At 68.2% G+C, this 16,741-nt stretch carries 15 protein-coding genes; 5 read left to right on the forward strand and 10 right to left on the reverse strand.

Annotated elements, in window-relative coordinates; genetic code table 11:
• Positions 1-117: 117 nt before the first annotated feature.
• The 5 genes from IE266_RS09200 (at position 118) to IE266_RS09220 (ending at position 5,673) form a co-directional block, all read left to right on the forward strand.
• On the forward strand, positions 118-1,755 hold the full coding sequence (locus IE266_RS09200; protein WP_189679767.1) for a GMC family oxidoreductase: 1,638 nt from the start codon (positions 118-120) through the stop codon (positions 1,753-1,755).
• A 12-nt stretch (positions 1,756-1,767) separates the two neighbouring features.
• Complete coding sequence (locus IE266_RS09205; protein WP_229863970.1) at positions 1,768-2,424, forward strand: YjbE family putative metal transport protein; 657 nt, start codon at positions 1,768-1,770, stop codon at positions 2,422-2,424.
• Positions 2,425-2,521: 97 nt separating this feature from the next.
• Positions 2,522-3,634: a TRAP transporter substrate-binding protein gene (locus IE266_RS09210; protein WP_189679769.1), complete on the forward strand. Its 1,113-nt coding sequence runs from the start codon at positions 2,522-2,524 to the stop codon at positions 3,632-3,634.
• A gap of 105 nt (positions 3,635-3,739) precedes the next feature.
• Positions 3,740-4,342, forward strand: a complete 603-nt coding sequence (locus IE266_RS09215) for a TRAP transporter small permease subunit (RefSeq protein WP_189679770.1) — start codon at positions 3,740-3,742, stop codon at positions 4,340-4,342.
• On the forward strand, positions 4,342-5,673 hold the full coding sequence (locus IE266_RS09220) for a TRAP transporter large permease (protein ID WP_189679771.1): 1,332 nt from the start codon (positions 4,342-4,344) through the stop codon (positions 5,671-5,673). The genes IE266_RS09215 and IE266_RS09220 overlap by 1 nt, the downstream gene beginning before the upstream one ends.
• A gap of 165 nt (positions 5,674-5,838) precedes the next feature.
• Here IE266_RS09220 and IE266_RS09225 read toward each other — a convergent pair whose 3' ends face one another.
• From IE266_RS09225 to IE266_RS09270, 10 genes are all read right to left on the reverse strand, one after another.
• Entirely contained in the window at positions 5,839-6,723 is an 885-nt protein-coding gene (locus IE266_RS09225; RefSeq protein ID WP_189679772.1) for an NAD(P)-dependent oxidoreductase, read from the reverse strand.
• A gap of 67 nt (positions 6,724-6,790) precedes the next feature.
• Complete coding sequence (locus IE266_RS09230) at positions 6,791-8,095, reverse strand: TRAP transporter large permease (RefSeq protein WP_189679773.1); 1,305 nt, start codon at positions 8,093-8,095, stop codon at positions 6,791-6,793.
• Positions 8,092-8,598: a TRAP transporter small permease gene (locus tag IE266_RS09235; protein WP_189679774.1), complete on the reverse strand. Its 507-nt coding sequence runs from the start codon at positions 8,596-8,598 to the stop codon at positions 8,092-8,094. The genes IE266_RS09230 and IE266_RS09235 overlap by 4 nt, the downstream gene beginning before the upstream one ends.
• 3 nt (positions 8,599-8,601) lie before the next feature.
• Positions 8,602-9,582, reverse strand: coding sequence for a TRAP transporter substrate-binding protein (locus IE266_RS09240; protein WP_189679775.1), 981 nt, complete (start codon positions 9,580-9,582; stop codon positions 8,602-8,604).
• 90 nt (positions 9,583-9,672) lie between these two features.
• Positions 9,673-11,079, reverse strand: coding sequence for a vanillate/3-O-methylgallate O-demethylase (gene ligM / locus IE266_RS09245; protein ID WP_189679776.1), 1,407 nt, complete (start codon positions 11,077-11,079; stop codon positions 9,673-9,675).
• Between the two features lie 26 nt (positions 11,080-11,105).
• Complete coding sequence (locus tag IE266_RS09250) at positions 11,106-11,837, reverse strand: GntR family transcriptional regulator (RefSeq protein WP_189679777.1); 732 nt, start codon at positions 11,835-11,837, stop codon at positions 11,106-11,108.
• Between the two features lie 132 nt (positions 11,838-11,969).
• Positions 11,970-13,133, reverse strand: coding sequence for a DSD1 family PLP-dependent enzyme (locus IE266_RS09255; protein WP_373310556.1), 1,164 nt, complete (start codon positions 13,131-13,133; stop codon positions 11,970-11,972).
• A 54-nt stretch (positions 13,134-13,187) separates the two neighbouring features.
• The gene (locus tag IE266_RS09260; protein WP_189679779.1) at positions 13,188-14,756 is read right to left on the reverse strand and encodes a calcium-binding protein; all 1,569 of its coding nucleotides are present in this window, start codon (positions 14,754-14,756) and stop codon (positions 13,188-13,190) included.
• A gap of 83 nt (positions 14,757-14,839) precedes the next feature.
• The gene (locus IE266_RS09265; protein ID WP_189679780.1) at positions 14,840-15,628 is read right to left on the reverse strand and encodes a hypothetical protein; all 789 of its coding nucleotides are present in this window, start codon (positions 15,626-15,628) and stop codon (positions 14,840-14,842) included.
• Positions 15,625-16,668: a GSCFA domain-containing protein gene (locus tag IE266_RS09270; protein ID WP_229863971.1), complete on the reverse strand. Its 1,044-nt coding sequence runs from the start codon at positions 16,666-16,668 to the stop codon at positions 15,625-15,627. The genes IE266_RS09265 and IE266_RS09270 overlap by 4 nt, the downstream gene beginning before the upstream one ends.
• Positions 16,669-16,741: the final 73 nt, after the last annotated feature.

Raw genomic sequence — 16,741 nt, forward strand, 5'->3', positions numbered from 1 at the left:
GCTGCTCTTCCGGGGGTGAGAGAGAATCCTTGCCACAGCACTGGAACCGTGCTGGCATTTAAAAATGAGACAAAAGGTCTCATTAATCAATATTTTTGGTCAAAGCAGGAAAATTGGGTGGAGTTTGACTTTGTCATTGTCGGGGCCGGGTCGGCCGGTTGCGTCCTCGCCAACCGGCTGAGCGCCGACGGGCGGCACCGCGTCGCCCTGCTCGAAGCCGGCGGGCGCGACACCTATCCCTGGATCCACGTGCCGGTCGGATATTTCCGCACGATGGGCAATCCGAAGACCGACTGGCGCCATGTCACCGAACCCGATCCGGGCCTCAACGGGCGCGCGCTGAACTGGCCGCGCGGCAAGGTGCTGGGCGGCTCCTCCTCGATCAACGGGCTGCTCTACGTGCGCGGCCAGCCGCAGGACTACGACCACTGGCGCCAGCTCGGGAACACCGGCTGGGGCTGGGAGGACGTGCTGCCGCTGTTCCAACGGTCAGAGAGCTATACCGGCGGTGACCCGGCCCTGCGCGGACGCGAGGGGCCGCTGACCGTCTCCGACTCGGCCGTCCGCCGCGAGATCGTCGACCGCTGGATCGAGGCGGCGGTGAACGCCGGCTATCGCCGCAACCCCGATTACAACGGCGCCGACCAGGAAGGCGTCGGCCACTTCCAGCTGACCGTCCGCAACGGCCGGCGCTGCTCCTCGGCGGTGGCCTACCTGAACCCGGCCAAGCACCGCCACAACCTCACCGTGCTGACCCATTGCGCCGCGCGGCGGATCCTGTTCGACGGCCGCCGCGCCACCGGGCTCGAGGTCGAACTGGCCGGCAAGCTCCAGCGCATCACCGCCCGGCGCGAGGTGATCCTCAGTGCCGGCGCCCTGGCCTCGCCGCAGCTGCTGATGGTCTCCGGCATCGGCGACCCCGAAGAGCTGGCCCGCCACGGCATCCAGACCCGCGCCGTCCTGCCCGGCGTCGGCAGGAACCTGCAGGACCACCTGCAGGCCCGGCCGGTCTACAAGACCCGGCTCTCGACCATCAACACCGAGATCAACAGCCTCACCAAGCAGGCGCTGATCGCGCTGCAATACGCCGCCACCCGCAAGGGCCCGATGACCATGGCCGCCAGCCTCGGCACCGCCTTCCTGAAAACCCGGCCCGAGCTGGAAACCCCCGACATCCAGTTCCACATCCAGCCCTTCAGCGCCGACGCAAAGGGCATGGCCGAGCCGCACCCCTTCGACGCCTTCACCGCCTCGGTGCTGCAACTGCGCCCCGAGAGCACCGGCCATATCGCGCTGAAATCGGCCGACATGCGCGACGCCCCGGCGATCCATCCGAACTACCTGGCCACCAAGACCGACCGCGACACCCTGGTCGAGGGCATCCGCATCGCCCGCCGCATCGCCCGCACCGGCCCGCTGGCCGAGGTCATTACCGAGGAATACACCCCCGGCGCGCAGATCGACGATGGCGATTACGACGGCCTGCTCGACTGGGCGCGCTCGACGGCGACGACGATCTACCACCCCACCGGCACCTGCAAGATGGGCAGCGATGCCATGGCTGTGGTCGACCCCGCCCTGCGGGTGCGCGGCATCGAGGGGCTGCGCGTCGCCGATGCCTCGATCATGCCGGTGATCGTCTCGGGCAATACCAACGCCCCCGCCATCATGATCGGCGAAAAGGCCTCCGACCTGGTGCTCGACGCCGCCGAGATCGCACGGCCCGCCGCCCAGAACCGCGCGGGGGCCCTCTGAACGATGCAGACCATGCTCGACGCCGGCGCGATCGTGATGGCCGACCTGATCCTGTCGGGCGACAATGCGCTGATCATCGGCATGGCCGCCGCCAGCCTCTCGCCGCAGCTGCGTGCCAAGGCCATCCTCTTCGGCATGGTCATCGCCGCCGTCCTGCGCATCGTCTTCGCGGTGGTGGCGACCAAGCTGCTGGGCATACCCGGCATTCTCTTCCTCGGCGGGCTGCTGCTCTGCTGGGTCTGCTGGCGGCTCTACACCGAGATCCGCGCCGGCGTCGACGAACAGGCCGAGGTGGCCATCGCCACCGCCGGCGACAGCCACATGGGCTATACCGGCCCGCCGCGCCGCACCCTGCTCAAGGCGCTCTGGACCATCACCCTGGCCGATGTCTCGATGTCGCTCGACAACGTGCTGGCCGTGGCCGCGATCGCCGACGGCGACACGCGGCTGCTGGTGCTGGGCCTCGCGCTGGCGATCCTGCTGATGGCCTTCGCCGCGACGCTCATCATGCACCTGCTCACCCGCTTCCCGGTGATTTCCTGGCTCGGGCTGGCGGTGCTGGTCTACGTCGCCGCCGAAATGCTGCTGCGGGGCGCGCTGGATTCACATCACGGGCTTGGACCGATGCTGGGCCTGATCGACGGATATACCTTCGGAAAGGGGAACTGAGGCAGGACACGAGGGAGGAAAACCAGCCGGACGGGCCGCCTTCCCGCCCGGCGCCGACATCGGGAAACGCAAGGCACTATTTCATGGGAGGATGAAAATGCTGAATATGAATTTCGTAACCAAGACAGCGGCGGCAACCGCGCTGGGGCTCGCCCTGGTCGCGCAGACCGCCTGGGCCGAGACCAAGATCCGCGTGCAATCGGTGATCCCGCTCTCGGCCGACGAGACGATCATGCTGCAGGACTTTGCCAAGGACGTCTCCGATCTCACCAACGGCGAGGTGGTCTTCGAGGTGCTGGCCGCCGGCACAGTCGTCGGCGTGCAGGAGACCCTCGACGCAGTGGATTCCGGCCTGATCGAGGGCGGCTTCGCCTGGACCCACTACTGGTCGGGCAAGCACCCGGCGGCCATGCTCTTCGGCTCGCCGGTCGCGGGCGCAGGCGTGGGGATGGACAACATCGCCTTCATGTCCTGGTTCCTCTACGGCGGCGGCAAGGAACTCTACGACCAGCTCTGGGACGAGATGGGCGTGAACGTGAAGGGCTTCATGCTGCAGCCCGCCGGCCCCGAGGCGCTCGGCTGGTTCAAGGAGCCGATCAACTCGATGGAGGACTTCCGCAAGTATCGCTTCCGGACGCCTCCGGGGATTCCGGGCCAGACCTACAAGGACATCGGCATCGCCTCGGTCGCCATGGGCGGCGGCGACATCCTGCCGGCGCTGGAAAAGGGCACCATCGACGCGGCCGAATGGTGCTGCCCGAAACCGGACTCGGTCTTCGGCTTCCAGAAGGTGCTCAAGCACTACTACCTCCAGGGCCTGCACCAGGTCGTGGTGAACGCCGACATCTACATCAACAAGGATGTCTTCAACTCGCTGACGCCGCTGCAGCAGAAGGCGATCGAGGTGGCCGCCAATGCCTCGCTGATGAAGTCGATGGCCTATCGCATCCGCGAGAACGGGCTGGCGCTCGACAAGCTGGTGAACGAGGACGGGGTGATCCTGCATGACACGCCGGTCGACTACTTCAGCGAATACATGAACGCCGCCAACAAGGCGCTCGAGACCAACGCCGCCGAGAACGCCTTCTTCAAGACGGTCTGGGACAGCCAGAAGGACTTCGCGCGCACCGCGATCCCCTTCTGGGCCGGCTCGCAGACCTCGAACGCCAACCTCGGTCGCGCCTATGCCGACCAGCTGAAGAAGAAGTGACGCCCCCCGCCCCGCCCGCGCTTCCCGCGGGCGGGGCATCGACCCGGGACCCGCAGGGAACCAACCCGGGCACGGCGCAGGACATCAGGGACAGGAGACGGTCACGTGACCGACAATACCGAATTCGCCGGCGACGAACTGCTCGCCGAGGCGCATGGCGGACCAGAGGTGCCGCTGCCGCCCGACATGCACCCGGCCGCCCGCGCCATCGTGCAGGCCATCGAGGTCTTCTCGCAATGGCAGGGCCGCATCGTCGCGCTCTTCGTGGTGCCGATCATCGCTGCCATGGTCTACGAGGTGGTGGCGCGCAAGCTCTTCATCGCCCCCACCCTCTGGGCCTTCGACGTGAGCCGGATGCTCTACGGCACCGCCTTCATGCTGGGCGCCGCCTATGCGCTGATGCGCGGGCTGCACATCCGCGCCGACTTCCTCTACCGCGGCTTCTCGGTGAAGACGCAAGGACGGATCGACCTGGTGCTCTACGTCGTACTCTTCATGCCCGGAATGCTCTTCCTGTTCTGGGCCGGCTACGGCTTCGCGCTGAAATCCTTCCTCCAGAACGAACGCGCTGGTGACAGCACCTGGGCGCCCATCGTCTGGCCGGTGAAGATCTGCCTCACCCTCGGCGTGGGCTTCCTGCTGCTGCAGGGCGTCGCCGAGATCCTGAAAGCCTGGTACGCGGCCACCCGCGGGAAATGGCCGCGCTGATGCTTGAATTTTCCAATGAAATCATCGGGCTGATCATGATCGGCGTGATGCTCTTCGCGATCTTCGTGGGCTTCCCGATCTCCTTCACCCTGATCTTCCTCGGCATCATCTTCGGCGCCTGGGGCATCGGCATCAAGCTGACCGTCTTCCTGATGACGCTGCAGTTCTACGGCTCGATGATGGAGCAGACATTGGCGGCGGTGCCGCTCTTCGTCTTCATGGGCTTCATGATGGAACAGGCCGGCCTGATGGAACGCCTGTTCTCCGCCGTCCAGCTGATGCTGGCGCGGATGAAGGGCTCGCTCTTCTTCGCCGTGCTCTTCGTCTCGGTGATCTTCGGCGCCGCCACCGGCATCGTCGGCGCCTCGGTCACGATCCTCGGCATCATGGCGGCCTCGACGATGAACCGCTCGGGCTACGACGTGCGCCTTGCGGCGGGCACCATCACCGCCGGCGGAACGCTCGGCATCCTGATCCCGCCCTCGATCATGCTGGTGGTCATGGGACCGGTGCTGGAAATACCCGTCACCGACCTCTTCGCCGCCGCGATCATCCCCGGCATCATGATGGCCGTGCTCTACCTGATCTACTCGGTCGGGCGCTGCTGGATCGACCCCACCCTAGGGCCCGTGCTGCCGGAAGAGCTGCGCGCCACCGACCGCGCCCACGTCCTGCGCGAGTTCTTCCTCGGCTTGGTGCCGCCCTCGATCCTGATCGCCTTCGCGCTGGGATCGATCCTCTCGGGCTGGGCCACCCCCACCGAGGGCGCCGGCATGGGGGCCTTCGGCTCGGTGGTGCTGACCCTGCTCTACCGCAAGTTCAGCTGGACCCGCACCTACGACGCGCTGATCAAGACGCTGGAAATCTCGGTGCTGATCCTCTTCCTGGTCGCCGCCTCGAACTTCTTCGGCGCGGTCTTCTCGCGGCTCGGCACCCCGACCATGATCACCGAGCTGCTGCTCGGCCTCGACCTTTCGGCCAATATGGTGGTGATCCTGATCCTGGCGCTGATCTTCGTGCTGGGCTGGCCGCTGGAATGGGTGCCCATCGTGCTCATCATCCTGCCGATCATGGCCCCGGTGCTGCACAAGCTCGAGGTCGACATGCTCTGGTTCGCGATCCTGGTCGCGGTCTGCCTGCAGACCGCCTGGCTCAGTCCGCCGGTGGCGCTCTCGGCCTATTTCCTGAAAGGCGTGGTGCCAAGCTGGGATCTCAAGGACATCTACATCGGCATGATGCAGTTCATGGTGATCCAGCTGCTCGGCCTGGCGCTGGTCTTCCTGATCCCGCCGCTGGCGACCTGGCTGCCGGCCTATATCTACGGCAACTGAACCGCCCGCGCCCCCGGCTCGACCGGGGGCGCGGGACATCGCGCTGCGCGCGATAGCCTCCGGCGGGGATATTTCGGGCAAAAGGAAAAGCGGAATGCTGCTTCCTTTTGCCATAAATATTCCTGGGGGAGTCGCGCGGAACGCGCGGCGGGGGCAAAGCCCCCTCTACTCCCCTCGCCGGGCGGCGTTGACCTCTGCGATCAGCGCTGCGAGGTCGCCCCCCGGCGTCACGCTTTCCCCCGCGCGGCCCATCGCCGCCTGCACCTGCGCGATGGCGGCGGCCAGCGCGCCGGTCAGGCCAAGGTCGTCATAGCTCACCGCCACCTCCTCCACCTCCGCCGCGCGGCGGTGTCCGTGGACCAGCGTGCGTTCGAACTGATATGCGGCGATCTCGGGCCAGCCGAGGCCGGGATAGCTGCGCGCCAGCGAGCCGAGGATCTCGGGCAGGCAGTCCGAACGCTCCGCCGCCAGCAGGCATTCGACCGTCAGCGCCTCCAGCCCCTTGACGAAGAGCGAGCGCACCATCTTCACCGCCGTGGCCCGTCCCGGTGCCTCGCCCGCGCGGGTCCAGTCAAAGCCCAGGGCGTCGAGGGCCGGGGCGAGGCGGTCCATCGCGTGCCCCGCCGCGCCGGTCGGGGTGCGGTGGCCCCTGGGATGCACCGGGGCCATCACCGCGAGGTCCAGATAGGCCGCCCCCCGCGCCTCGACCTCGGCCGCCGTCTGCTGCTTGCGCCCCGGCGAGACCGAGTTGATGTCGACCAGCACCGTATCGGCCGTCAGCACCCCCAGCACCGAGCGCGCGGCGATCAGGCTCTGATCCGCGGTCACCGCCGAGACGATCCATTCCGCCCCGCCCAGGTCCTCGGGGCGCTCGCAGATCCGCACTCCGGCCGCGTCCATCGCCGCGCGCATCGCCGCATCCCCGGCGCCGCCCAGCTTGATGTCATGGGCCGAGAAGCGCAGCTGCGGGTTGGCCTCGGCCAGCGTCGCATGGAAGGCCCGCGCCGCCTCGCCGAAGCCGAGGAAGGCGATGCTGGCGGGGGCGCTCATGCCGCACCGCCACGGCGCAAAGGGCCGCCAATGGACTCGAAACGGGGCGCACGCATGGGTCGCCTCCTCAGTTGAACATCGTGTTCGGCAGGAACAGCGCGATCTGCGGGAAGGCGATCAGGATCGCGACGCAGACCACCATCATCACCCAGAACGGCAGCACTCCGATGAAGATATCGCCCAGCGGCACCTTCGGCGCGACCGACTTGACGATGAAGACGTTGATGCCCACCGGCGGCGAGATCAGGCCCATCTCCAGCGTCAGCACCACCAGCACGCCGAACCAGATCGGGTCGACGCCCAGAGCGGTGACGATCGGAAAGAAGATCGGCAGCGTCAGCACCAGCATGGCAAAGCCTTCGAGGAAGCAGCCGAGCACCAGGTAGATCGCCAGGATCAGCACCAGAGTGCCGGTCACCCCCAGCCCCAGCGCGTCGATCGCATGGCCCACCGTTGTCGGAATGTGGCTCAGCGCCAGGAAAGGGTTGATGAGATGTGCCGCGATCAGGATCAGCATCACCGTGGCCGAGGTCACGATGGCATCGCGCGAGGCCTCCCAGAATTGCCGCAGGCTCAGCGCTCCGGTGACAAAGCCGATCAGGATGACGATGCCCGCCCCCACCGCCGCCGCCTCGACCGGCGAGAAGAAGCCGCCGTAGATGCCGCCGATGGTCAGCAGGATGATCCCGATGATCGGCAGCGCGCCGCCGATGGCGCTGAGCTTCTGCCCCAGGCTGGTCCTCGGCCCCGCCGGGCCAAGCGCGGGCCGCACCGCGCAGATCAGCGTGACCATCAGCACGAAGAGCGCCAGCAGCAGCAGGCCGGGCAGCACCCCGGCCAGGAACAGCCGGCCGATGCTCTGTTCGGTCAGGATGGCGTAGATGACAAAGCCGGTCGAGGGCGGGATCAGGATGCCCAGCGTTCCGCCCGCCGCCACCACCCCGGTCGAGAGCCGCGCGTCATAGCCGAAGCGGTCCATCTCGCCCAGCGCCACCCGCCCCATGGTCAGCGCCGAAGCCACCGACGACCCCGAGAGCGCCGCGAAGCCGCCGCAGCCGATCACCGTGGCCGAGGCCAGCCCGCCGCGCACCTGCCCAATGATCGCATAGGCCGCATCATAAAGCTTGCGGCTCATCCCCGTGACCGAGGCGACATTGCCCATCAGGATGAAGACCGGGATCACCACCAGTTCCGGCGAGGAGGCCAGCGTGAAGGATTCCGAGGCCAGCAGGCTCATCGCGGACTTGGCGCTGTCCAGCGCGACGATGCCGAAGAAGCCGACCGCGAACATGGCGAAGGCGACCGGGATGCGCAGCGCCAGCAGCACGAAGAGGATGGCGATGCCGAAGACGCCGATCGAGGCCGCGCTCATTCGGCGCCCTCCCGGCGGACGTCACGGCGCGACAGCGCCAGTTCGGCCGCGCGCAGCAGCATCCCCAGCGCCGCCACCAGCGCGAAGACCGCCAGCGCATATTGGAACCAGACCTTTGGCAGGCGCAGCAGGTTGGTCGAGAGGTTCAGCATGACCGAGATCCGGGCGCTGTCCAGCACCGCCCAGGCCAGCGCCGCGAAGATCGCCGCGCCCATCAGCGCGGCGACGATATCGGCCAGCCGGTTCAGCCAGCCGGGATAACGCCGCTCGAACAGGTCGACGGCGATATGCCCCCCGGTGCGGTCGCACAGCGCCATCGCGCCGAAGACCACGATGACGAAGGTCATGGTGATGATGTCCTGCGAACCATAGAGCGGATGCCCCGCGGCGCGGCCGATCACGTCGACCAGGATCACCCCCACCTCCACAAGCAGGCCGAGGGTGCCAAGGATGGCGGACAGGCCGATCAGCCCGTCCGCCCCTTTCCGCAGGACTGTCAGCAAGGCCTACTGGCCCCGCATCGCCGCCAGGGCTGCCTCGCCGCCGACGCTGGCGACATAGGCGCCCACCACCGGGGCGACGGCCTTGGCAAAGGCCGCGATTTCCTCCTCGCTGAGGTCGACGACGGTGTTCTTGGCATCCGCCCGCGCCGCCTCCATCGCCTTGTCGGCCGTCACCAGCCAGGCGTCCTCGGCGCTCTTCGACAGCTCCATCCCCGAGACCTTGTCGATCGCCGCCTTCTGATCGGCCGGCAGGCTGTCATACTTGGAGCCGGTCATCACCGTGTAGAAGGTCAGCCGCCCCAGCGGCGCACCGAGGATCAGCGCATCGGCCACCTCGTCGAGCTTGAAGTCCACCAGCGTCGAGGCTCCGGTGAAGACGCCGTCGATCAGCCCGGTCTGCAGCGCGTTGTAGACCTGGTTGATCGGCATCTGCACCGGCGTCGCACCCAGCGCGGTGGCCACATCGGCAGCGGTGGCGCCCGCCACGCGGATCTTCAGACCCTTCAGGTCGTCCGGCGTACGGATCACCTTGTCCTTCATGATCATGATGTTCGGCTCCGAGGTCCAGAGTGCCAGCGGCTTGGTACCCGGAAACTCGCCCGCGAGCTCCTTGTCAAAGGCCGCCCAGAGCGCCTCGTAGCCCGGCTTGTCCGCCGGAATGGCGCCGGGCAGCTCGGCGATCATCGTCTTGCCGAACTGCGACGAGGTATAGCCCGGCAGGCCCCAGCCCATGTCGGCCACGCCCTGCAGCACCCGCACGTATTGCTCCACCGGGCCTGCGCCCAGCTCGCCGCCGTGATAACCCCGCACCGTCAGCGCGCCATTGGTGGCGGCCGAGAGATCGGCGTTCAGCTTCTCGATCACGCTGGCGTTGATCGTGTGGAACGGCGGGGTGAAGTTCGCGAATTTCAGCTCTTCGGCCTGCACCGCGCCGCCAAGGCAGAGCGCGGCAGCAGCGGAAAGCAGCAGTCGGTCCAGTCTCATTACGTCGTCCTCCCTGTTGATGGTGCAGCCCTTCCGGGCCGGTCTTGATGCCGGGCGCGGCCTCCCCCTGCCGCGCCCGGCCGCTGTCGTTCAGGCTGTCGCCTTGGTACGCCAGCTGTCCGCGTAATTCTCGCGCGCCTCGGCCGCATAGGGCGTCGGCGACACCCGCACCCGGATCTCGGTCTGGCGGTGCGGCTCGGTCGAGGTCTTGCCGGTGGTCTCCGGCTCGCCCCATTTCATGGTCAGCACGTCGCCGACCTGCACGTCCTGGTCGACCACGCCCAGGCTCAGCATGCAGCGTTCGTTGTAGCTGTAGCCGTTGAACATGCTCATCCCGACCATCCTGCCATCGCGCATCACCATGTCGGCGCTGGTCGAGGCATAGTTCGGCTGCGGGAAGTCGATCCACTTGTAGGGCAGTTCGCCGGGCACGAAGGCCGAGGCGATCACCTTCACCACGTCCTCGGCGTTCCACTCGAAGGTCACCTTCTTGCGGTTCACCCGGCCCTTCATCTGCGCGAGTGCGGCCTTGCCCACGAAGTCGTCCTTCTTCCAGCCGATGTAGAAGTCGTAACCCAGTTCGAAGGGATTCACATAGTAATCTTCGATGTTGTCCGACACGAACGAGCCGCCGATCGCCCCCGCCGCCTCGTACATGTCCGCGCCCAGCCAGTCGCGGTAGTCCTTCAGCATCCCGTCACCGGTATAGATCCCCGGCAGCGGGCTCGGGATCCAGCCCGACTCCAGCGTGTTGGTCGAATAGGCCCGGCTGCCGCATTGCACCAGGTTCACCCCGGCATCGCGCGCCGCCTGCAGAATCGCCGAATGGACATAGTCCTTGTCCTTGTAGGGTCCCCAGACCTCCAGCCCCGGCGCGCCGGACATGCCGTGGCGGAGCGCCTGCACCTTCTTCGAGCCTATGTTGATCCAGTCGACGTGAAAGAACTTGATCTCGGGGATCGGCCCGCCGTTCATCTTCTCGAAGACCTTGGGCGCATCCGGCCCCTGGATCTGGAAGCGGTAATGCTCGCGCAGTACCCGTTCCCCCTCGGGGCGCGAGGGCGAGCGCGGGTCATGGCGCAGCCGCACGTTCCACTTGCCCCAGGCGGCACAGAACATCAGCCAGTTCGAGGTCGGCGCGCGGCCCACCAGGATGTACTTGTCCTCGCGCTCGCGGAAGATGATGTGGTCGCCGATCACGTGGCCATTCGGTGTCACCGGGACGAAGTGCTTGGCCCGGTTCAGATCGAAGTTCTTGAAAGAGTTGATGCCGTGATGGCTCAGGAACTCGGTGGCCTGCGGCCCCTCGACGATCACCTCGTCCATGTGGTGGGACTGGTCGAACAGCACCGCGCTCTCGCGCCAGGCCACCTGTTCGTTGCGCCAGTTCTGGAACTCCGGCGCCACCACCGGATAGACATACATCCCGATCTTGGAATTGCGCAGCATTTGCACCGGATTCCGGTGCTGCGCGATCACGTCGTTCAGACTTGGCATCTTCCTCTTCCTCCCTGTTGTCTCCCTCAGGCCGAAACCAGCGCCAGCCCCGGCACCCGGCCGGCCAGGCTCGGATCGCCCTGCATCACATGTTCAAGGTTCTCGCGCGCCAGCCGCGCGTGCTCCCGCGCCAGCGCCTCGGCGCGCGCCCCCTCGCGCGCCTGGATCGCCTCGCAGATATGCCGGTGCTGGCGCTGCGCACGGCGCAGGCTGGCCTGGAAATCCGGCACGAATTCCTGACCCCGCAGGAAGGCACTGGGCGAGGCCAGCGGCAACCGCACGATCCGCTCCACCTCGCGTTCGATCACCGGGCTGCCCGCCAGCCGCGACAGCAGCCCGTGAAAGCGCGCGTTCTCGCGCACATAGGTGTCGAAATCCACCTTGGGGCCACCCCAGACCGCCTTGTCCAGCACTTCAAGCACGCCGGTCATCTCGGCCATGACCTCCGGGTCCGCGCCACGTTCGGCGGCCAGCCGCGCGGCGGTGCCCTCGATCACCCCGCGCAGTTCCATCGCGTCGATGATGTCGTTGATGGTGAAGCTCGCGACCCGGCAACCGCCGGTCGGGATCCGCTCCAGCAGCCCCTCGTCGATCAGCCGATCCATCGCCTGCCGCAGCGGGGTGCGCGAGATGTCCAGCCGCTCGGCCAGGGCGGTTTCGGGCAGCCGCGTGCCGCCGGCGAAGGCGCCGTCCATGATCAGCTCGCGCAGCCCCAGAAGGGCGCGGGCAAACTGTCCGCTGCGTTCGTTGACCGACATGCCGCCTCCCCGCGACGGCGGCCCCACAGATGTCGGATCGGGCCGCCTGTATACAGGATCAGGCTAATCCCGGCCAATTCCGCAAATCAAGCGGAAAGAATCGTGGCTCTGTATACAGATTCGCCTCTCGGCTCAGAATGACCTGCCCCGCGCCGACACCGGCCACAGCGACTCGACCACCTCGCCGCGCACCCCCACCAGCCAGTCGTGCAGGTTCACCGTCGGGTCGCAGTGACCGGGGATCAGGCGCAGCCGGTCGCCCGGTTTCAGGCGGCCCTGCGGGTCGGACAGCGTGCCATGTTCATCCGAGGCGCCGCGATAGGTGACCCCCTCGCAGCCGACGACCAGCGGCAGGCCGCTCTCCATCGATTGCGACTTGAGGCCGGCATCGCAGACCGCGCGGCCCGGCACCGGCTGGCTCATCACCTGGGTCAGCAGGAACAGCGCGTTCTCCCATTCCGCCTCGTCCAGCCGCGCGCCATTGGCGGTGCGGATCCGGCCATAATCGGCATCCATGAAGGCGTAGGAGCCGCATTGCAGCTCATTGTAGAGACCGCTTTCCGCCTCCATCCGGAACGACCCGGTGCCGCCGCCCGAAACCAGCCGGGGCGGCAGCCCGGCCGCGCCCAGCGCCGCGATCACCGGGCGCAGGATCGCCAGCGCCGCCTCGAACTTCGCCGCCCGCGCCGCGTGGTCCTCGACATGCTGAAGCGCGCCCTGATAGGCCTGCACCCCGTCGAACCGCAGCCCCTCGGCCGCCTCCACCGCCCGCGCGATATCCACCGCCGCCTCGGGCGTCGCCACCCCGCAGCGCGCCGCGCCGACGTCGATCTCGACCAGCACGCCCAACCGGGTGCCATGCCGCCGTACCGCCGCCTCCAGCTCGGCCACATTGGCCAGGTCGTCGACACAGACGCTCACCTCGCCGCCGAACAGCGGCAGCCGCGCCAGCCGGTCGATCTTGGCCGGATCACGCACCTGGTTGCTCAGCAGGATGTCGGCGATGCCCGCGCGGGCAAAGACCTCGGCCTCGGCCACCTTTTGGCAACAGATCCCCACCGCGCCGCCCATGCCGATCTGCAACCGCGCCACATCGACCGAACGGTGCATCTTCGCATGCGCCCGCAACCGCATCCCCTTGGCCGTCACGAAATCGCGCATCCGCACCAGGTTGCGCTCCAGCGCGTCGAGGTCGAGCACCAGGCAGGGCGTCTGTATCTCGCCTGCCGCCATCCCCGGCCGCGCCGGAATGTCGAACCCCACCTCCAGCCCGTCGAATTCATCCGCCATGCCCATCTCCCTGCCTTGCCCGCCCCTTGATGGGCCGCGCCGGCGCGCTGTGTCCAGAGCTCAGATGGTGAAAAAGCTGTAGGCCGCCAGATCCCCGGCCACGACGCCCTCCAGCAGCACCGTGGTCATCGACCCCAGCAGCACCAGCAGGTCGCCCCCCTGCTGCTCCAGCACCACCTGCCCCCGCGCGATGGCGGCGTCGAGGCCGAGGCGGTCTTCCAAAACCTCGAAATCGGTGATCCGGTCATGCCCGTCGCCGGGGCGGAACACGAAGACATCGCGCCCCGCACCCCCCGTCAGCACATCGTCGCCACGATGCCCGATGAGCCAATCGTCCCCCGCGCCGCCGTCGATCGCATCATCGCCCCAGGCCCCGTTCAGCCGGTTCGCTGCGCCGTTCCCGGTCAGCACGTTGTCCTCCCCGTTCCCCGTCCCGTCGATCGCCGCATCCCCCGTCAGGGTCAGCCGCTCCACGTTCCGCCCATTGGCCCGCAGCGAGAAGCCGATCGACGAGAGCACCGTGTCATCGCCCCGCCCCGCGCCCTCGATCACCCGGTTGCCGCCATGCACGATCACATAGGTATCGTTACCCGCCCCGCCGATCAGCCGGTTCGCCCCCACCGCGTCCACCAGCACATCATCGCCGCCGCCCCCGCGCAGCACGTCATCGCCCCAGGCCCCGTCCAGCCGGTTGTCGCCGCGGTTGCCGATCAGCAGGTTGTCCAGCCCGTTGCCCGTGCCGTCGGTATCGCCCGTTCCGGTCAGCACCAGGTCCTCGATGAACTGGCTGTGAAACCGCAACGAGACCGAGCGCGCGGCCAGCACGGTATCATGCCCCTCGCCCTCGAGCTCGACGATCCGGTCGCCGGGGTGGTTGAACACATAGGTGTCATCCCCCCGCCCGCCGATCATCCGCTCGCCACCCGTCGTGCCCTTCATACGGTCGTCGCCATCACCGCCGACCAGCGGCGGCGGTTCCGCCTGCGGCACCGCGCCCGAAGCCGCGCCCACCAGCGCCTCGGCCAGCAGGGGCCGCAGCGCGCTGGCGTAATGCAGGCTGTCGAGGAACATCTCCCCCGCCGCGATGCCATACGCCGCTGCCACCAGGTCGGGGTCGACCAGCATGGCCCGCGCATTGCCTGCCGCCACCTGTTCCTGCGCGTCGATCACCGACTGCCACTGGTCCCGCCCCTCGGCCTCGGGCGCGGCTTCGGAGAGCGCCGAGATCGCCAGCCGCGCCGAGGCCGCGCCGGTGTCGCGCCCCGGAAAATCGGCGGCGATGCCGGCGCGCAATTCCCCGATAAGCAACTCAAGCCGGTCCGCGTATTCCCCGGCGCGGGCAATGGCGTGGGTGTCGCCCTCGCCCTGCACCCAGATCATGCCCTCGATCCGCGCGTCGGCATCGGCCGCCAGCGCCGCGCCCGCCGCCGCCCGCAGTTCGGCCCGCAGCTCGTCGCCCGCATACCAGTCGGCCGACTCGCGCTTGAAGGTCAGCGGCGCGCCGGCGGCATCGACCTCGACCAGCACGAAACCCTCGGCGCCATAGCGCGCCGTCAGCGCCGCGACGATGCCGTCGCGCAGGGCGCGGGCATTGCTTTGCCCCGCCAGAAGGAAAACCGGGATCGCCAAGCCGCCGCTCCTGCCATTGCAGGGGCAGAGCCTGGCCCAGCGGCCTTAAGGAATCCTTGCGGAAACCGCGGAAAAAACTCGCCTTATCCGTCTGATTTTGCGACAATTTTCCGAAGATCGGACAGCACCCGATCCAGCACCAGCCCGCCATAGGCCGCATTGGCGTGCAGGATGTCCTCATCCGGCAGGCGGCCTTCGGGGTTCAGCCGCCCGGCCCCGCGCATCCAGGACGCGGCGGTAAAGGCATCGCCCACCAGCGTCTCGGGCGGCTGCGCCAGAAGGTGCAGCCCGGCCCCGTCAAAGACCCGCGCATGGGCCCGCGCCAGGCAGGCGGCCACCGCCGCACCCTGCCCGGCCCGCAGGATCCGCCGCAGACCGCCATGGCGCGCCCCCGCGCCCGCCGCCGCCTCCGAAGGCGCGGGCTGCGCCACCAGCACAATCGGCGCCGCGCTCACCCGACGGATCCGGGCGACATATTCCGCCGCCAGCCCGCCCGCGATCTCGGCCACCAACGCCGCCTCCAGCGCCGCCTCCGACACCAGCCGCCGCGCGCCGTCGCCCGCCTCGGGCGGCCAGCCAAAGACGCGATGGCCCTGCAACATCGGCAACACGGAAAAGACCGTGGCCGTCATGCCGACCAGCACGAAGGCGTCCTGCGCCCGCAGGTCCACGCTTTCGGGCATCCCGAACCGCGCCAGCGCGCGTTTCAGCTCGGCCGTCACCGCCCGCAGCTGGCCGTTGCGCATTCGCACCCCCTCGGGGCCACGGCCGGAACGCGCGAAGAACGTCAGCTCCACCCCCTCGGGCGGGGCCTCGCGGGCGGCGCGCACCAACATGCCCGCGTGCGAATTGCCGATGACGCAAAGCTTCATGACCGCGCAAAGGCCTCCAGCAGCGCCTCCTCGCAGATCTCCTCCTGCCGCCGCCGCACCCGGCGCGGCACGTTCGGGGCCTTCGCGGCCTCGGACAGGGTCGCGCCATGGGCCGCGAAAAACACCTGCATCACACGCTCGACCGCCGCCGCGCTCACGCTGCGCAGGTTCGCCTCATAGCTCGCCGCGCCGAAAGGAAGCCCCGCAACCAGTTCATAAGAGGGGAAATAATCGACCCATTCGTGCCGCTCGGCCAGCTCCCCCGCCACCGCGCGCAGCACCGCCTTCGACCAGGTCGTCGCCGTCAGCACATGCTGGCCCGAGGCCGTCGCCGTCAGCGGCACCGGCGAGACCGTCAGGATCACCCGCAACGCCGGACGCCGCGCGCGCAGCCGCGCCAGCGCCGCCTCCAGGTCGGCCATGACCTCGGCGTGGGTCTGGTTCAGGAAACGATGGCGCTCGGGGTCGAAGGTGCCGGCGATCACCCCCGGCGCGGTTGGGAAGACCAGGCCGGTGCGCGCGTCCTCCCAGGTCTCGGTCAGGCCCAGCGTGAAGATCAGCACATCGGCCTCGGCCAGCAACCCCGCGACCGCCTGCAGATGCTCGGCGCGATGGGCGATGACCTCCTCGGGGCTACCCAGCCCCTCGGGTTCGACACCGGGCCGCAGCGCGTCGTAGAAGCGCCCGTCGCGCTCCCAGACCGCGCCCTCGTGCTGGCGGGCCGTCTCGGCATCCTCGATCAGCTGGCGCAGCTGGCGCGCGGTGTAGATATTGCCGTAACGTGCGGAATAAAGCCCGTAGCCGAAGCGCCGCGCCACCGCCTCGGCCATGCCCTTCGGCGCGGGTTCGGCCTGGGCCAGCGTCAGGGTCGAGCGTTCAAGATAGCGCGAGATATTCTGCGCGAAGCAGCTGCCGGCGGTGACCACCTTCTCGCCCGGCGCGATCCGGGCCTTGGGCAGATGGATCTCTTCGATCCGGAACTCCGCATCCTCGCGGCAGAGCTTCCAGAAGGCAGAGGGCGGCAGGTCGGAATAGGGCATCACGGGGCCTCGGGGCGCGGGTCACCGGGATAGTGCACGGAAATGAAGCCGAGATGAACCGCCTTGCGCGCAC

This window comes from Seohaeicola zhoushanensis (genome assembly GCF_014656415.1).
GTDB lineage: Bacteria > Pseudomonadota > Alphaproteobacteria > Rhodobacterales > Rhodobacteraceae > Seohaeicola_A > Seohaeicola_A zhoushanensis.